Raw genomic sequence first — 16,630 nt, 5'->3', positions numbered from 1 at the left:
GAGGTTTGCCAGCATGCCCGAATCGACTGCCGCACCGGCTGAAGTCCGTCTGCTCGATGGCGGCTACAGCCGCGAGGCGCGCTCCCTGCTGTATCACGCCTATCGCCACGAACCGACCTTTGCCTTTTTGTTCGAAGCCCAGCGCCCGGGGTTCGACCAGCGTATTCGCGCCACCGTGCGCGAGCGGGTCAAGCAGCATTTTCTCCAGGACTTGCCCGCCATTGGCCTGCTGGTCGATGACCGCCTGATCGGCATCGCCCTGATTGCCCCGCCGCAGCGACGCCTGGGCATCACCGAAAGCTGGGCCTGGCGTATGCGCATGGTGCTCAGCACCGGCTTTCGCTGCACCCGCCGCTACCTGGATTACCAGGCCGCGCTGATGGCCTGCCTGCCCAGTGACGCGGTGCATGTGTTGCCGCTGCTGGGGATTCACCCGCAGTTCCAGGGCAAGCACTACGGTGAACAATTGTTGCAGGCGGTGCACGACTGGTGTGCCGTGGATGAGCATTCCCAGGGCGTGGTGCTGGACACCGGCAACGAGCACTACCTGGCGTTTTACCAGCGTCAGGGCTATCAGGAAATTGGCGAGATCGCGGTAGGCCCGGTCCGCGAACACGTGTTCTTCCATCCCAATCCACAGTCGTCGCAGCAGGCTTCGGCCTGAATTGCTCAACCGCGAGGAAAACCTTGGGCTCCATGCTGCCGCCAAGCTCTGGTAGCATCCGCGCCTATGACGCATTCAGGACGATTCACCTGCGGTTTGATTCTATGGTTTGCCAGCATCGGCGCGTATGCGCAAAGCGAGCTGGTGGTCCGGGTCAAACCTGCCAATAACGAACTCAAGGCCAATGTCGAAGGCTATATCGGCAGCCTTGGTAAACGCGATGAAGAGGCGCTGCTGCGCTTCAGCCGCGGCGCAGTCGAGCAGGCGCGCAAGGCCGCTCAGGCCCTGGGTTATTACCAGGCGCAGATCGACAGCGAGGTCAAACCACCGGCCAAGGCCGACAAGGGGCCGCAGCTGGTATTGAACATCGATCCCGGCGAGCCGGTGCACCTGCGTGATGTGACTATCCGCATCGATGGCCCGGCCAGCGAACTCAAAGCCTTCCGCATTCCCGACAGCAAGGCGCTGCGCTCGGGCGCGGTGCTCAACCATGGTCATTATGAAGACGCCAAGCGCCTGATCCAGAACCAGGCATCGCGCTACGGTTACTTCAGCGGCCACTTCGTCCGCCAGCGCCTGGCGGTCGACCCGCAGGCGGGCGTCGCCGACATCGAACTGATCTATGAAAGCGGCCCGCGCTACCGTCTGGGCAAGGTCAGCTTCGCCGGCGATACCCCCCTGGATGAAGACCTGCTGCAACGCATGGTGCCGTTCAAGGCCGACACGCCTTACGATTCCGAACTGATTGCCGACCTCAATAATGCCCTGCAATCGAGTGGCTATTTCGAAGGCGTACGGGTCGATGCCGCACCCACCGCCGCAGTCGATCAGAGCATCCCGGTGGCCGTCCGGCTCGAGACTCGCAAGCCGCGAACCATGGGCCTGGGCCTGGGTTTCTCGACCGACGTCGGGCCGCGCGGCAAGGCCAACTGGACCCGCCACTGGGTCAATCCGCAGGGCCATAGCTACGGTTGGGAAACCGAGCTTTCGGCGCCGCGGCAGAACGTCGGCCTGTGGTACGACATCCCGCTCGACCCGCCGCTGACCGACAAACTGCGTTTTGCCGGTGGCTACCAGAACGAAGAAATCGCCGGCACCGACACCTTGAGCAAGCTGCTCACGGTCGGCCCGGAATGGCACAGCAAATTGCCCAGCGGCTGGCAGCGGGTCATCTCGCTGAAGTACCAGCGCGAAGAATACAAGCTCGGTGACGATTCGGGCCTGAGCAACCTGCTGATGCCCGGCATTAGCTATTCCTACCTGCGCAGCGACAACCGCATTGACCCGCACAACGGCTATCGCCTGCAGTTCGATGTGCAGGCGGCCAAGGAAGGGCTGGTTTCCGACACCAACCTGCTGCACGCCAATGTGTTGCTCAAGGGCCTGACCACCCTGGGCCAGAACCATCGCTTCCTCGGCCGTGTGCAGTTCGGCGGCAGCGCCACCAACAGCTACAAGAACTCGATTCCGCCCTCGCTGCGCTTCTTTGCCGGTGGCGACCAGAGCGTGCGCGGCTACGATTACCAGACCCTGTCGCCAAAGAACTCCGACGGCGATCGCATCGGCGGCCGTTACCTGGTAGCCGGCAGCGCCGAGTACCAGTATTCGGTCGCCGAGAAATGGCGGGTGGCGACCTTCATCGACCAGGGTAATTCATTCAACAATCTGGAGCTCCCCAGCCTCAAGACCGGTGTCGGTATCGGGGTGCGCTGGGTGTCTCCGGTCGGGCCGCTGCGTCTGGATCTGGCCCGCGCGCTGGATGACGACGGCGGTTTCCGTCTGCACTTCTCCATGGGGCCGGAACTGTGAGTCGCGTTATCAAATTCATCGTTCTTGGCCTGCTGGCCTTGCTCGTACTCCTTGTGCTGGGTGTGGGCCTGATGCTCGGTACCCAGGCCGGCAGCCGCTGGGCACTGGGGCTGGTGCCGGGGTTGCAGCTGGATAACTTCCAGGGGCGCCTGGCCGGGCAGTGGCAAGCCGAGCGCTTGCTCTGGGAACAGGGTGGCGATCGGGTCGAGCTGCTGGCGCCGGTATTGGCCTGGTCGCCGGGCTGCCTGCTGCGCATGACCCTGTGCATCGATCAATTGGAAGCCGACCAGGTCAACCTGGCCTTCGCCCCCGGCGAGCCGAAGCCCAACAGCGGGCCGCTGCAGCTGCCGGAACTCAAGCTGCCCATGGCCATCGAGCTGGGCACCGTGCGCATCGGCCATCTGCGCCTGGACGGCAATGAACAGCTCAGCCAACTGCAACTGGCCGCCCACTGGACCACGGCCGGGCTGCAGATCGACAGCCTGCAACTGCAGCGCGATGACCTCAAGCTGAGCCTGCAGGGCTCGCTCAAGCCCGAAGCCGATTGGCCGTTGCAGGCCCAAGGGCAGCTGCAGTTGCCGAGTGTCGATGGGCAGCCCTGGCAACTGGCATTGCAGGTGGACGGCGACCTGCAGAAAACCCTCAAGCTCAAGGCTGACAGCAGTGGCTACCTGCATGCGCGCCTGACCGGCGAGCTGCAAGCCCTGGCCGACAACCTGCCGGCGCAACTGCAGATCAGCAGCGAGGCGTTCAAACCCTCGGCCGAGCTGCCCGACACCCTGCAGCTGAACAAACTGCAACTGAGCGCCAAGGGCAACCTGCAAAGCGGCTATCGACTGCTTGGCACGGCCAGCCTGCCCGCCGAACAGGGTCCGGTGGCGCTCAACCTGCAAGGCCGGGTCGATGCCAAAGGCGCCGAACTCAGTGCCTTGGACCTCACCGCCAGCGCCGAGCAGGCGCTGAAACTCAAGGCCAAGGCCAACTGGCAGCAAGGCCTGAGCGCCGAAGCCAGCATCGACTGGCTGGATTTCCCCTGGCTGCGCCTGTATCCGCTGGAGCAAGCGCCCGAAGTTGCCTTGCGCCGTTTCAACGGCCAGGTGCAGTACCGCGATGGCAACTACCAGGGTGAGTTCAAAGGTGACCTGGACGGTCCGGCCGGCGCCTTCAGCCTGAGCAGCCCGTTCAAGGGCGACCTCAAGCAGGTCAGCTTGCCGCAACTGCTGCTCAATGCCGGCCAAGGCAAGGCCGCCGGCAGTGTCGGCGTGCAGTTTGCCGATGGCGTGGCCTGGGATGCGGCACTGGAGCTGTCGGCGCTGAACCCGGCGTACTGGCTGGCCGAATTGCCCGGCACCCTGGCCGGCCCGTTGCGCAGCAAGGGGGCAATGAAAAACGGCGAGTTGCGCCTGGACGCCGACCTTGACCTCAAGGGCCGTCTCCGTGGTCAGCCCGCAGTGCTTAAAGCAGTGGCCCAAGGGGCAGGGCAGCAATGGACCCTGGGTACCCTGGACATCCGCCTGGGCGACAACCACATCAATGGCAGTGGCAGCCTGCAGCAGCGCCTGGCCGGACAGATCGATATCAACCTGCCGCGCCTGGGCCAGCTCTGGCCGCAGCTGCAAGGCCAGGTCAAGGGCCGCCTGGAGGTTGCCGGTACCTTGCAGGCACCCCAGGGCAGCTTCGTGCTGCAGGGCCAGCAACTGGCCCAGGCCGACAACCGCGTGCAGCGCCTGAGCCTGGAGGCGCGTCTTGATAACGCGCAAAGAGCGGTCATTGACCTGCAGGCCGGCAGCATTCGCCTGGGCGATACCAGCCTCGGAATGCTCACTGCCAAGGGCGCCGGTGATCTTCGCCAGCAAAAACTGCAACTGGGCCTGGACGGGCCGCAGCTCAAGCTTGACCTGGGTCTGGATGGGCAACTGGACAAGGGCAACTGGCGCGGTCGCCTGGCCAGCGGCGAAATCCAGGCCGGAGGCCAGGACTGGCGCCTGCAGGCGCCGGCCAAACTGCAGCGCCTGGCCAGCGGCCAAGTGGATTTCGGTGCCCATTGCTGGCGTTCCGGCCAGGCCAGCCTGTGTGGTGAAGACCAGCGCCTGGCGCCCGAGCCGCGCCTGCGCTACCAACTCAAGCAGTTCCCGCTGCAAAGCCTGGCGCAGTGGCTGCCCAAGGACTTTGCCTGGCAGGGGCTGCTCAATGCCGACATCAACCTTGACGTACCGGCCAGCGGGCCCAAGGGTACCATCCTCATCGATGCCAGCGGCGGCACCTTGCGTGTGCGCGAAAAGGACCAGTGGCTGGACTTCCCCTACCAGACCCTGCGCCTGCAAAGTACCCTGGGCCCGCGGCGCATTGACACCCGTCTGGATTTCCGGGGCGACAAGCTCGGCGAGCTGGCGGTGAATACCCGGCTTGATCCGCTGGCAAAAAACAAACCCCTGAGCGGTGACTTCCGCCTCAGCGGCCTGGACCTGGCCATCGGCCGTCCGTTCGCGCCGATGGTCGAACGCCTCAATGGCCAGCTCAACGGCAGCGGACGTCTGTCCGGCACCTTGCTGGCCCCCCAGGTCAATGGCAGCCTGAACCTTGCGCGTGGTGAAGTCAGCGGCGCCGAGCTGCCGATCAGCCTTGAGGACCTGCAACTGCAGGCGCTGATCGCCGGCGAACAGGTCCAGCTCAACGGCAGCTGGAAAAGCGGCGATGCGGGCCAGGGCAGCCTGAGCGGGCAGATTGGCTGGGGCCATGCCCTGGCAGTCAACCTGGCACTGCAGGGCCAGCGTTTGCCGGTCAACGTCGAACCCTACGCGGCCCTCGAAGTGGCCCCGGACCTGAAGATCAGCCTGATCGACGACAAGCTCGCGGTGACCGGCAAGGTGCTGGTACCCAAGGGCAAGATCACCGTGCGTGAACTGCCGCCGTCCACGGTCAAGGTCTCCGATGACACGGTGATCCTGGGGCATCAGACCGAGGAGGGCAAAGCACCGATGGCCATGGCCATGGATATCGACGTCCAGGTGGGCCAGGAGAAACTCTCGTTCAGTGGTTTCGGCCTGACCGCCAACCTGTTGGGGCACGTGCATATCGGTGACAACCTCGATACCCGTGGTGAGCTGAGCCTGGCCGACGGTCGTTACCGTGCCTACGGCCAGCGGCTGACAATCCGCCGTGCGCGCTTGCTGTTTGCCGGGCCCATCGATCAGCCGTACCTGGACATCGAGGCGATTCGCAAGACCGATGACGTGATTGCCGGTATCCGCTTGAGCGGCAGCGCCGAGCAGCCTACCACCCAGGTGTTCTCGGAGCCGGCCATGAGCCAGGAGCAGGCGTTGTCCTACCTGGTCCTCGGGCGGCCGTTGGGCACCACGGGGGAAGACAACAACATGCTCGCTGAAGCCGCGCTCGGCCTGGGCCTGGCAGGCAGCGCCGGGATCACCGGCAGCCTGGCCTCGAGCCTGGGCATCGATGACTTCCAGCTCGACACCCAAGGCAGTGGCAACAACACCGCCGTGGTCGCCAGCGGCAACCTGACCGAGCGCTTGAGCCTGCGTTACGGGGTGGGGGTGTTCGAGCCGGCCAACACCATTGCCTTGCGCTACAAGCTCAGCAAGAAGGTCTACCTGGAGGCGGCCAGTGGCCTGGCCAGTTCCCTGGATATCTTCTACAAGCGCGATTTCTAGGGGCGGTCCTGGTCAACGCACGGTCGCGGCTTCGATGAACTCGTTGCTGTCGTCCGTGGGCTGGACAGGGGTGGACAAGCGAAGCGGGGTAATCAGTTTGGTGTACTCCTCGATCAGCCGGTTCAGCGCTTCCGGTGGTTCACAGGCCTGGAACTGCATGCGGATCTGCACTTCATCGGGGTCGCGCGGTGCTTCGCCATTGCGTTTGCTCTGGCCGCCGACCGTTACATAGAAGCGCTCGCGTTGCAGGCTCTCGCTGGCCTCGGTGGTTTCGGTGTTTTGAATCCGCACAGAGAGGTCTACCTGCATGCGCTCCAGTGCCAGCCCCCGCGGTGACACCAGTGCGATCAGCGGGATCTGCATCGTGTGCTGATCGTCCATCGCCACTTCGACCATCTTGGCTTTCATCGGCGTGCCCAGTGCCTCGGCGTCATAGTCGAAAAACTGGTCGAACAGCTTGATGTATTGCTGGGCAATCAGGTTGTTGGTGGCCGCGGCGGCTTCCTGCAGGCCGCGAGTGATATCGCACAGGTCGCTGGCGATGATGGGCGCGTTGTTCGGCGGGCGCGGGTCCAAGCTGTGTGCACTCCTGGAAATCTTCAGCTCAAGCCCCCTCCAGCAGAGAGGGCCATTGGCGAAGGGTTACGCTGAGGTACCCAACGCAAGGGTGGTGGCTGTCAGCTGGAGCTTGTAACCGGCTTGCTGGCGGCTTCAGTGAGGACATCGATGACCCGCATCAGTGCTTCAGGTGGTTCCATACGACGTACTTTGGTATTGAAGGCGTAGCGGGCACGGGTATCGGTCTTGCGGGTTTGCGTCGACTTGTGGCTGACCTGGCCTTTGAGCTCCATCTTGAACTTGCCGAAGCCAAAGGACGCGGCAGTACTCACTTCACCTGCGGTTTCGCTACTGGATTCGGCCTGTTGGCTAATGGTTACTTCGAACTCGACATTCCCTTCCTCGATGACGATGTTGGGGTGAGCGATCGCCGCCATGAGCGGGATGCGCATGGTTTTGGAGACGGTTCCCTTGGCTGCCCCCTGTTCATCGGTAACGGTTTCGTCGTAGTTGAATTCGATGGCGACCGCTTTGCCATTCTCGACACAGACGCCCATGAGGAAGTCAGCGTAAGACTGGCTGGCGGCGACTTGGGCCTGGACCATTGCCTGCAGCGGTCCGGCGATCATCCGATCCAGGGGTAGGGCGTTCATGACCGAACCGATCATATCGTTGTCGACTGTTGCCATGGGGGATTTCCTTATCGTGGGTGCGCACCTTGTGCGCGGGTTGGGAATCTAGGGTAGTTGTCTGCTGACATCAGCGCGGGCAAGCGTCCTGGCGGCGAATATTGCCGATCTGACGCAGGCTCAATCCGTACTTGTTGGCCAGCATGCTGCGCGACAGGCCATCGGCGCTTTCCTGTTGAATCTGCTGGTTGCGCAGTTGGCGCAGGAAATGGTCAACCTTGGGGATTTCCAGTGCCATGCCGGCAAATCGCTTGATCAGCGCATCCAGCGCGGGCGCTGGCAGAATTTCCGCCAGGGCCGTGCGTTCGCGGTGTTTGGGAATGTACTTGGGGCGTCCGCCATAGGTGTTCGTCAGGTTGTAGGCATGTTCAATGCCAAGGCATTCGATCAGCATCTGCAGCGAGTGGGGCAGTTGCTCGACGTCGATTCGGTCCAGGTCGCTCAGTTCCATGGTGACTTCCTTGTGGGCGATAGTTCGGCACCTTGATGATCCGTGCCATGCGGCTGAAGCCATTGCAGGTAGCATCAGCGCGGCAAAGCGCGTCTGCCTGTCGTGGCTTGAGCTGGATTCTCGGCTACCGGGCAGAACGGAGGCTAGGCAGCAAGTGGGGCAGAAGGGGTGGCCGATTTGCACGCTTTCTGTAGGACTGGCATTGCTTCGATGTGGGAATGGAATACAGCCTCAAGCGCTGAGCCTTGACTACCCGTTGGTAAGGTAATTTCACCTTTGTCTGGTTGGCCAACCCATGCTCACTCGCAAGGGCGAGCCAGCAGCAGGCTGACCTGGCCCAGATAGCTGGCCGGCCGGCTGACTCCATGTTCAGGGAAGCTGCGCCAGTCGACCCACACGCACACAGCGGTCACCTCCTGTGCGGCAACCTTGCCGATGACCCTGGGGTGAAAGTCACGGCGATACAGCACCTGCGTCTGCTTCAGCGCGAGGGCCTCATCCGCTGTGGCCAGGGTAGCGGCAACCAGTGCCGGGATTTGTGCCTGGGGCACATCGAAGTGCACGCCTCGTGCGCCAGAGTCCAGGTGCCCGGCCTGTCGGGTGCGTTGCCAGAGCTGTTGCCATTGGCTGCTACCGGCGCTGCCCGCCAGCTGTGCGCCGAGTTCCAGCAAAATGTTTCGAGGTTGGGATTCGGTCGGCAAGGCATGAGCCTTGAAGGTGCCAAGCAGTAGCAGGCTGGCCAGCAGGGTGCGCATGAACATGGTCGACTTCCATTCGTCTGGGCGTCAGCCCGGGAAGCCATGTTGGCAATGCAGTGCTGTCGGCAGAAGCGGGAAATTGTCCGCTGTCCGGCGGGGGACGTTGTATCATGCGCTCGGCCCGCGTCGGGCCTTTTCGCCGATGTCGCAAGGAAATACCCAATGACTCAAGGTCAACGCCTGAAATACTCCATCCTGATCTCCCTGCTGGTGCTGGGGATCATGCTCGGCCTGTCCTACCTGCAAAAGCAGGGGACGATCAGCGAGCAAGTGTTCCAGTACATCGCCATCGGTGTGGCGGTGGTTGTGGTGGTGGTCAATGGCATCATGCGGCGCAAGGTCAAGACCTGAGGCCGTAAGCGTGGCCGGCTTTGGCCGGCCGGGCGCTCAACGAGAGATGGCCTGCTCCAGCACTTCACGGGCCTGGGGGTTGAGGCTGTAGCATTTATCGCTGCCCAGGCTGATCACGCCTTCGGCGCACAAGCGCTTGAGCACTTCGCGAACGCTGAGGAACGACAGCGGGATATCCAGTTGCTCGAGCTGGCTGTGTATCCCGCGTACACCGATACTGCGACCATTGCGATCGGCCATGTGCAAGGCATCGATGACCTTCAGGCGAATCAGGCTGGTGCGCAGGCCAAAGGCCCGGAGCAGCTCGCGGATGTGTTCATTGCCGGGACGCTCGTTTTCGCCGGCTTCAGTTCTTTCAGTCACAGGTTGGCTCTTCGTGCGTCCAGGGCCAGCTATCACCGCTGACTGTTGCTGGTTGTACATGTGAATGCTCCATTTCTTGGCCTGTCCAGATAAGCAAAAGTGTTTGCCTACACCTATAAGACGAATGAGCGCGGCAAAACTGCAGTACCTGACGAAAAAAATCTGCAGATTCACCTTCTAAAGACGTATTGAGCTGGCTGAAACCGTAAATTTTCCCGGCGTATTTCGTTCAATCAGAACGACTTTTCCCTGATTGAGCTGGAGTGCGCGTGATCAAGCCTCGTCCTTTTGCAACCCTTTGTATGGCCGGGCTGCTCGCCGGTCTCAGCCTTCCCGTCCAGGCGCGGGTGGCAGCGGGCGATGCGTCTGCCGAAATCCGCCGTACCAGTTTCGGCGTGCCGCATATCCTGGCCCAGGACGAGCAGGGCCTGGGGTACGGTATTGGCTATGCCTATGCGCAAGACAACCTGTGCCTGCTGGCTAACGAAGTGGTCACCGTCAACGGCGAGCGTTCGCGTTACTTCGGTCCCAAGCAGCGCACTTTCGAGCAGCGCGAAAACCTGCCCAGCGACCTGTTCTTCAATTGGCTGAACACGCCGACGGCGGTGTTCGGCTTCTGGCAGGCACAACCGCCGGCCATGCGCGCGCGCCTTGAGGGCTATGCCAAGGGTTACAACCGCGCATTGGCCGAATTCAAGGCCCAGGGCCAGGGCGCGCAATGCCTGCAGGCAGAGTGGCTGCGGCCTGTCACCACCCTCGATCTGGTCAAGCTGACCCGCCGCTTGCTGGTCGAAGGCGGTGTCGGCCAGTTCGCCGAAGCATTGGCCGGAGCAACGCCGCCCAACATCGTCGCCCAGTTGCGCCCCGACCTCAGCGTCGCCCAGGCGCGCCAGGAGCAATTTGCCGTCGAGCGCGGCAGCAACGCCGTGGCGATCGGTGCCGAGCGTTCATTCAATGGCCGTGGCATGCTCCTGGCCAACCCGCATTTTCCCTGGGCAGGCGGCATGCGTTTCTATCAGATGCAACTGACCTTGCCGGGCAAACTGGATGTCATGGGCGCGGCCTTGCCGGGGCTGCCGCTGATCAACATCGGCTTTAACCGCCATCTGGCCTGGACCCACACCGTAGACACTTCCAAGCATTTCACCCTGTATCGGCTGGAGCTGGACCCCAAGGACCCGACCCGCTACCTGCTCGACGGCAAGTCGCTCGCCATGACCCATCAACGCCTGAGCGTGACGGTGAAGGGCGAAGATGGCCAGTTCAAGCCCGTGACCCGTGACGTCTACAGTTCGGTATTCGGCCCGATCGTGCAGTGGCCGGGGCGCCTGGACTGGAACAAGCAGTACGCCTTCAGCCTGCGTGACGCCAACCTCGACAACACGCGGGTACTTGAGCAGTGGGATGCCATGAACCGCGCCGATAGCCTGAAAAGCCTGCAAGCTTCGGTGCAGCGCCTGCAGGGTATCCCCTGGGTCAACACCCTGGCGGTGGATGCCAAGGGCCAGGCGCTGTACCTGAACCAGTCGGTGGTGCCCTACGTCGATGCCGCCTTGCTCGCCCAGTGCAGCGATCCGGCCGCCGGCCAGGAAATGATCGTGCTCGACGGCTCGCGCAGTGCCTGCAACTGGAAGGTCGACCCGCGCGCCGCGCAGGCCGGCATCTTCCCCGCGCAATTGCAACCGAGCCTGAGCCGTAGCGACTTCGTCCAGCACTCCAACGACTCGGCCTGGATGGTCAACCCGGCCAAACCGTTGCAGGGCTACTCACCGTTGATCAGCCGTGAGGGTCAACCCCTGGGCCCGCGCAGCCGCTTTGCCTTGCAGCGCCTGGCGAGCTTGAGCGAGAAGGGCAAGATCAGCCAGGCGGACCTGCAGCAGATGGTCATGGACAACCAGGTGTATGTCGCCGAGCTGGTCATGCCTGACCTGCTCAAGTGGTGCGCCGGGCAAACCGCCGATGCCCAGCTCGGCGCGCTATGCGCCAGCCTCAAGGCCTGGGACCAACGCGCCAACCTCGACAGTGGCCTTGGCCTGGTGCACTTCCAGAACATCATGCAGGCCCTGCAGGGGCGCAAGGACTTCTGGCGGGTCGGCTTCGACGCCGCCGATCCGCAGCACACACCGCGGGGGCTGGCCGTCGATCAGGCCGACGTGGCCAACGCCTTGCGTGAGGCAGCCTTGGCTTCAGTCGCGCAAGTGACCAAGGCCGGGCTCAGCAATGACGCGCGCTGGGGGCAGATCCAGCAGGCTGCCGATGGCACGCCGATTCACGGCGGGCCGGCGAGCCTGGGCGTGTACAACGCGATCCAGAGCGTACCGGTTGCCGCCGACAAGCGCCTGGTGGTCAGCGGCACCAGCTACCTGCAACTGGTAACCTTCGATGAGCGGGGGCCGCATGCCCTGGGCATGCTGGCGTTCTCGGAGTCCAGTGAGGCAGGTTCGGCCCATGCCGGTGACCAGACCCGGGCGTTCTCGGCCAAGCAGTGGCAGGTGATTCCATTCACCGAGGCGCAGATCAAGGCCGACCCGCAGTATCGTCTGCAGGTGATTCGTGAGGTTGAGGGCGCGACGCTGGCGAAGTCCGCGCCTTGATTCAATGAACCAGATCCCTGAGCAGCAAGCCGAAGGCCAGATCGACCTGCTCGGGGATCGGCAGATACACCGTATGCCCATCCCCCGGCGCCACTTCGATCGTGCCACCCTGGCGATCACGCAACTGGTGCAGGTCGAAGTGGTAATTGCCCTTCGGCGTCATCAATTCCAGATGATCACCCACCGCAAAGCGATTCTTCACCCGCACTTCGGCCAGGCCGTTGATCCGCTCGCCGCTCAGTTCGCCGACGAACTGCTGGCGCTCGGACACCGAGTTGCCACGCTGGTAGTTCTGATATTCATCATGCACATGCCGGCGCAAGAAGCCCTCGGTATATCCGCGCTGGGCCAGTGATTCGAGGTTGAGCATCAGGTTGCGGTCGAACTCGCGCCCGGCCACGGCATCGTCGATGGCCTGGCGGTACACCTGGGCGGTGCGCGCGCAGTAGAAGTGCGACTTGGTCCGGCCCTCGATCTTCAGCGAATGCACGCCCATGCGCGTCAGCCGCTCGACATGCTGCACCGCGCGCAGGTCCTTGGCGTTCATGATGTAGGTGCCGTGCTCGTCTTCGAAGGCCGGCATGTCTTCGTCGGGGCGGTTGCTTTCCTGCAGCACGAACACTTGCTCGGTCGGTGCGCCGAGACCCAGGGTCGGCTCTACCTCGCGAACGATTTCACCGGTGACATTCTCGCTCGCCGGGGTGGCCTTGTACTGCCAGCGGCAGGCGTTGGTGCAACTGCCCTGGTTGGCATCGCGGCGGTTGAGGTAGCCCGACAGCAGGCAACGGCCGGAGTAGGCCATGCACAGGGCGCCGTGGACGAAGACCTCAAGCTCCATCTGCGGCACCTGTTGGCGAATCTCCTCGATCTCTTCCAGCGACAGTTCACGCGACAGGATCACCCGGGTCAGGCCCTGGCTGCGCCAGAACTCGACGCTGGCCCAGTTCACCGTGTTGGCCTGCACCGAGAGGTGGATCGGCATCTGCGGGAAGTGCTGGCGCACCAGCATGATCAGGCCGGGGTCGGACATGATCAGTGCATCCGGGGCCATGTCGATCACCGGCGTCAGGTCCCTGAGGAAGGTCTTGAGCTTGGCGTTATGCGGGGCAATGTTGACCACCACATAGAAGCGCTTGCCCTGGGACTGGGCCTCTTTGATACCTAGCGCGAGGTTGGCGTGATCGAATTCATTGTTGCGCACGCGCAGGCTGTAGCGCGGCTGCCCGGCGTAAACGGCGTCAGCGCCGTAGGCGAAGGCATAGCGCATGTTCTTCAGCGAGCCGGCGGGGGCGAGCAGTTCGGGTTTGGCGAGAAGGGTCATGATCGGGCTGCGGCAAAAGGCGCGAATGCTACGCCGGCTGCGGCAGGCTTTTATTGATCTGCATCAACGGCACTTTTACCACTGCCCGGGGCACTAACGAATAGAACGTACAAGGAGCGCACATGAACGAAACCGTCATGCAACACAAGGCGTTGCTGGCACTGCTGGTGCTGGTGACCATTGCCTTTATCTGGATTCTCCTGCCGTTCTATGGCGCGGTGTTCTGGGCAGTGATCCTCGGTATCGTCTTCGCTCCGCTGCAACGCCGGCTGCTGGCACGGCTGGGCTGGCGGCGCAACCTGGCCGCCGGGCTGACCCTGTTTATCTGCCTGGTGATCGCGATCCTGCCGGTAATCATTATCAGTACCCTGCTGGTGCAGGAGGGCGCTGCGCTGTACAAGAGCATCGAGAGCGGCGAGCTGGACCTGGCCGGCTACATCGAACGCTTCAAGAACATCCTCCCGGCCTTCGTCCAGAATTTCCTCGAGCGCATGGGCATGGGCGACCTGGCCGGCCTGCGCGACAAGATCACCAAGGGTGCGGTGCAGGGCAGTCAGTTCTTCGCGACCCAGGCCTTCAGCTTCGGCCAGGGCACCTTCGATTTTCTGGTGAGCTTCGCCGTCATGCTCTACCTGCTGTATTTCTTCTTGCGTGACGGCGCCGAGCTGGTGCGCAAGATCCGCACGGCGGTGCCGCTGGCCGAGCAGCAGAAGCGTCGCCTGCAACTGAAGTTCAACCGCGTGGTGCGCGCCACGGTCAAAGGCAACCTGTTGGTGGCGGTGACCCAGGGCGCCCTCGGCGGGATCATCTTCTGGATTCTGGACATTCCCAGCGCCCTGGTCTGGGGGGTGCTGATGGCTTTCCTGTCGCTGCTGCCCGCGGTGGGCGCGGGGATCGTCTGGGCGCCGGTGGCGGTGTACTTCGTCGCTACCGGAGCCTTCTGGCAAGGCGCGGTGCTGGCGGCCTACGGTGTGTTCGTGATCGGCCTGGTGGACAACGTGCTGCGTCCGATCCTGGTGGGCAAGGACACCAAGATGCCCGACTACCTTATTCTCGTCTCCACCCTCGGTGGCCTTGCCGTGTTCGGGCTCAATGGCTTCGTCATCGGCCCGCTGATCGCCGCGCTGTTCATGTCCAGCTGGGCGATCTTCGTCTCGACCAAGCCGCAGGTGCAATTGCCCAGTTAGCGGAAGCTGTACGACACCCCGGCGTAGACGCCGAAGCCTTCGCCCGGGGTCGAGCGGGCGGCGTCCGCCCCCTTGTCGTCGTAGCCCGGGGTAACGGTGGCGGCGTAGCGTTTGTTGGTCAGGTTGCGCAGGTCGAGCCAGGTTTGCCAGTCTTGTTTCGGCGAGTTGTAGCCCAGGGTGGCGCCGAGAATGGCATAGGCGTCGGCCGGGTAGCTGTTGGCGTAGTCGACCTGGACCTTGGACGCCATCTGCGTGTTGATCCCCGCATACAAGCCGCTGGGCAGGTCGAAGCGCAACTCGGCCTGGTAGTAGTGCATGGGGATGCCCGGCAGGCGGTTGTCGCCAAAGGTATCGTCGTCGCGGTAGTGGAAGTCGCTAAAGGTGTAGGCCTGGCGCAGGGACAGCTTGCCGACGCCGCCGCGTTCCCAGAGCAGGCTGTCGAGCCCGGCCTCGATGCCCTGGTGCACGGTTGGGCTGGCGTTGAACTCCTTGGCGGGCTGACCTTGCACGATCTCCACGGCCAGCAGCTCATGGCGTACGTTCGAGTAGTACCAGGCCAGGTCCCAGTGGCCGATGGACGACTCGCCGCGGGCACCCAGCTCCAGGGTGGTGGCGGTCTGGTTTTGCATTTCAATCGGTTGCGTGTTGCTGGTCGAGCTCCAGATCAGCGCCCACGGGTGCGGCGGCTCCACCGAGCGGCTCAGGTTGCCATAGACCTGCAACTGCGGGCTGATGTCGTAGCGCAGGCCCAGGCGCGGGGCGTAGTCCCAGTCTTGCTGGCTGACCTTGCCGCCGTTGTCCGGATAGGTCACCGCGCTTTCGCGGCGGGTGTAGATCGCCGCCAGGCCGCTGGTCAGCCACAGGTTGGGGATCAGTTCCAGTTCGTTGCCAACATGCAGGACGGTGTCCGAACCCTGGTAGGTGAAATCTCGCGTTTTCGCACCGAATACCCCATTCACCCGCGCGTACTGCGAAGCACCGCTGTTGGGCAGGTGCTTGGTGGTGCGCCAGCCGACGGTGGTTTTGCTCTCGTGACCGAACAGGGTGTGGCGGCGCTGATAATCCAGGGTGCCGCTGACGTCGGTGTAGGCGACCTTCAGGCGCATCGGGCCCTCACGCAGATCCATCGGATAGTCGTGATAGACCAGGCCTGCTTCCAGTTGCGAATCGTCATCGAGATAGAAGGTGGTCTTGTTGCCCAGCCAGGTACTGCCCGGCTGCGGACGGCTGTCATCGCGGCTCAGGTAGGCCGGGTTGGCCGCGCGCGGGTCGTGCTTGATCTGCTCCTGGGTCAAGCGTCCGGCCAGATCGTTCTCGGTTTCGCGGTAGCGCAGGTAAAAGCGGGTTTCCAGGTTCGGGTTGAAACGGTAGCCGACGTTGGCGGCGATGCCCTTGCTGCTGCCGCTGCTGTGATCCTGGTAACCGTCGTATTCGGAATCGGTCAGCGCTACGTAGTAGTCCAGGTCACCCAGTACCTGGCCGGAACTGATCTGGCGCTTGGCGTAGCCGCGGCTGCCGATCTCGTAGCGCAGTTGCAGCGGTGCGGCGTCGCGGCCGGTGTGGGTGATGTAGTCGATGGCGCCGCCCAGGGCCAGTGACCCCTTGTCGAAACCGTTGGCGCCGCGCAGCACTTCGGCGCGGCTCAGCCACAGCGGCTCGAACAGCTCATAAGGGGTGCCACCCGGGCCGGTCAACGGCAAACCGTCGAACATCGTGTACACGCCCGAGCCATGGGCGCCGGGTGCGCGGTTGATGCCCGAACCGCGGATCGACAGCTTGATGCCATCGTTGCCGGCCGACTGGGCGAACACCCCGGGTTGGTAGGCGAGCACATCCTGGTTGCTGGCGACCCGGCCTTGCTCCACTCGCCGCATGTCGATCAGGTTGCTGGCGCCGGGCACCTGCTGCAGGCGATCGCGAGCGTCCTGCAGTTCGCTGTGTTCCTGTTCCTGGATCAGTACCTGACCGAGTTCGATGCCTTCGCCGGCCTGGACCGACGCGGCACAGGAGATCAGCAAGGCGAGGGAGGAGCGGGGTAGGGTGGGGCGCATCGAGGGGGTTCCGGGACTGTGAGCGGGTATCTGACGTCGCAACTATCAGACGAAGCACAGTCGCCGATCTGTACCGGCCTCATCGCTGGCAAGCCAGCTCCCACAGGATCATTACCAAATCCTGTGGGAGCTGGCTTGCCAGCGATGGTTGCAGAGCAGCCCA

At 63.3% G+C, this 16,630-nt stretch carries 13 protein-coding genes; 6 read left to right on the top strand and 7 right to left on the bottom strand.

Annotated elements, in window-relative coordinates; all coding sequences use genetic code 11:
* Positions 1-13 precede the first annotated feature (13 nt).
* The 3 genes from JV241A_RS15325 to JV241A_RS15315 all read left to right on the top strand — a co-directional run bounded on the left by JV241A_RS15325 (position 14) and on the right by JV241A_RS15315 (position 6,144).
* Entirely contained in the window at positions 14-664 is a 651-nt protein-coding gene (locus tag JV241A_RS15325; protein ID WP_115087802.1) for a GNAT family N-acetyltransferase, read from the top strand.
* 66 nt (positions 665-730) lie between these two features.
* Positions 731-2,473: an autotransporter assembly complex family protein gene (locus JV241A_RS15320; RefSeq protein WP_134063359.1), complete on the top strand. Its 1,743-nt coding sequence runs from the start codon at positions 731-733 to the stop codon at positions 2,471-2,473.
* Entirely contained in the window at positions 2,470-6,144 is a 3,675-nt protein-coding gene (locus JV241A_RS15315; protein ID WP_134063357.1) for a translocation/assembly module TamB domain-containing protein, read from the top strand. The genes JV241A_RS15320 and JV241A_RS15315 overlap by 4 nt, the downstream gene beginning before the upstream one ends.
* A gap of 12 nt (positions 6,145-6,156) precedes the next feature.
* Here JV241A_RS15315 and JV241A_RS15310 read toward each other — a convergent pair whose 3' ends face one another.
* The 4 genes from JV241A_RS15310 to JV241A_RS15295 form a co-directional block, all read right to left on the bottom strand.
* The gene (locus tag JV241A_RS15310; RefSeq protein WP_115087852.1) at positions 6,157-6,690 is read right to left on the bottom strand and encodes a DUF2589 domain-containing protein; all 534 of its coding nucleotides are present in this window, start codon (positions 6,688-6,690) and stop codon (positions 6,157-6,159) included.
* A 131-nt stretch (positions 6,691-6,821) separates the two neighbouring features.
* A complete protein-coding gene (locus tag JV241A_RS15305; protein WP_134063355.1) occupies positions 6,822-7,391 on the bottom strand; it encodes a DUF2589 domain-containing protein in 570 nt (189 codons plus the stop codon).
* Positions 7,392-7,461: 70 nt separating this feature from the next.
* A complete protein-coding gene (locus JV241A_RS15300) occupies positions 7,462-7,842 on the bottom strand; it encodes a Mor transcription activator family protein (protein WP_134063353.1) in 381 nt (126 codons plus the stop codon).
* Between the two features lie 299 nt (positions 7,843-8,141).
* Positions 8,142-8,603: a hypothetical protein gene (locus tag JV241A_RS15295; RefSeq protein WP_134063351.1), complete on the bottom strand. Its 462-nt coding sequence runs from the start codon at positions 8,601-8,603 to the stop codon at positions 8,142-8,144.
* 159 nt (positions 8,604-8,762) lie between these two features.
* On the opposite strand from JV241A_RS15295, the gene JV241A_RS15290 reads away from it, so the two are divergent.
* Positions 8,763-8,951 (top strand): hypothetical protein, encoded by a 189-nt coding sequence (locus JV241A_RS15290; protein WP_115087782.1) that lies wholly within the window; start codon positions 8,763-8,765, stop codon positions 8,949-8,951.
* A 36-nt stretch (positions 8,952-8,987) separates the two neighbouring features.
* On the opposite strand, the gene JV241A_RS15285 is transcribed toward JV241A_RS15290, so the two are convergent.
* Positions 8,988-9,374 carry a fe2+ zn2+ uptake regulation protein gene (locus JV241A_RS15285; protein ID WP_115087781.1) on the bottom strand — a complete coding sequence of 129 codons (387 nt, stop codon included), beginning with the start codon at positions 9,372-9,374 and terminating at the stop codon, positions 8,988-8,990.
* A gap of 242 nt (positions 9,375-9,616) precedes the next feature.
* Here JV241A_RS15285 and JV241A_RS15280 point away from each other — a divergent pair, with 242 nt between their 5' ends.
* Entirely contained in the window at positions 9,617-11,908 is a 2,292-nt protein-coding gene (locus tag JV241A_RS15280; RefSeq protein ID WP_134063422.1) for an acylase, read from the top strand.
* 1 nt (position 11,909) lies between these two features.
* Here JV241A_RS15280 and yegQ read toward each other — a convergent pair whose 3' ends face one another.
* Positions 11,910-13,229, bottom strand: a complete 1,320-nt coding sequence (gene yegQ / locus JV241A_RS15275; RefSeq protein ID WP_134063349.1) for a tRNA 5-hydroxyuridine modification protein YegQ — start codon at positions 13,227-13,229, stop codon at positions 11,910-11,912.
* 122 nt (positions 13,230-13,351) lie between these two features.
* Between yegQ and JV241A_RS15270 the strand changes: the two genes are divergently transcribed.
* Positions 13,352-14,416: an AI-2E family transporter gene (locus tag JV241A_RS15270; protein ID WP_115087778.1), complete on the top strand. Its 1,065-nt coding sequence runs from the start codon at positions 13,352-13,354 to the stop codon at positions 14,414-14,416.
* On the opposite strand, the gene JV241A_RS15265 is transcribed toward JV241A_RS15270, so the two are convergent.
* On the bottom strand, positions 14,413-16,467 hold the full coding sequence (locus JV241A_RS15265) for a TonB-dependent receptor (RefSeq protein WP_134063347.1): 2,055 nt from the start codon (positions 16,465-16,467) through the stop codon (positions 14,413-14,415). The genes JV241A_RS15270 and JV241A_RS15265 overlap by 4 nt on opposite strands.
* Positions 16,468-16,630 lie beyond the last annotated feature (163 nt).

It is taken from the genome of Pseudomonas sp. JV241A (assembly GCF_900275665.1).
Taxonomy (GTDB): domain Bacteria; phylum Pseudomonadota; class Gammaproteobacteria; order Pseudomonadales; family Pseudomonadaceae; genus Aquipseudomonas; species Aquipseudomonas wadenswilerensis.
The sequence above is the reverse complement of the archived record's forward strand: the minus strand, read 5'-3'. Positions and strand labels throughout refer to the sequence as shown.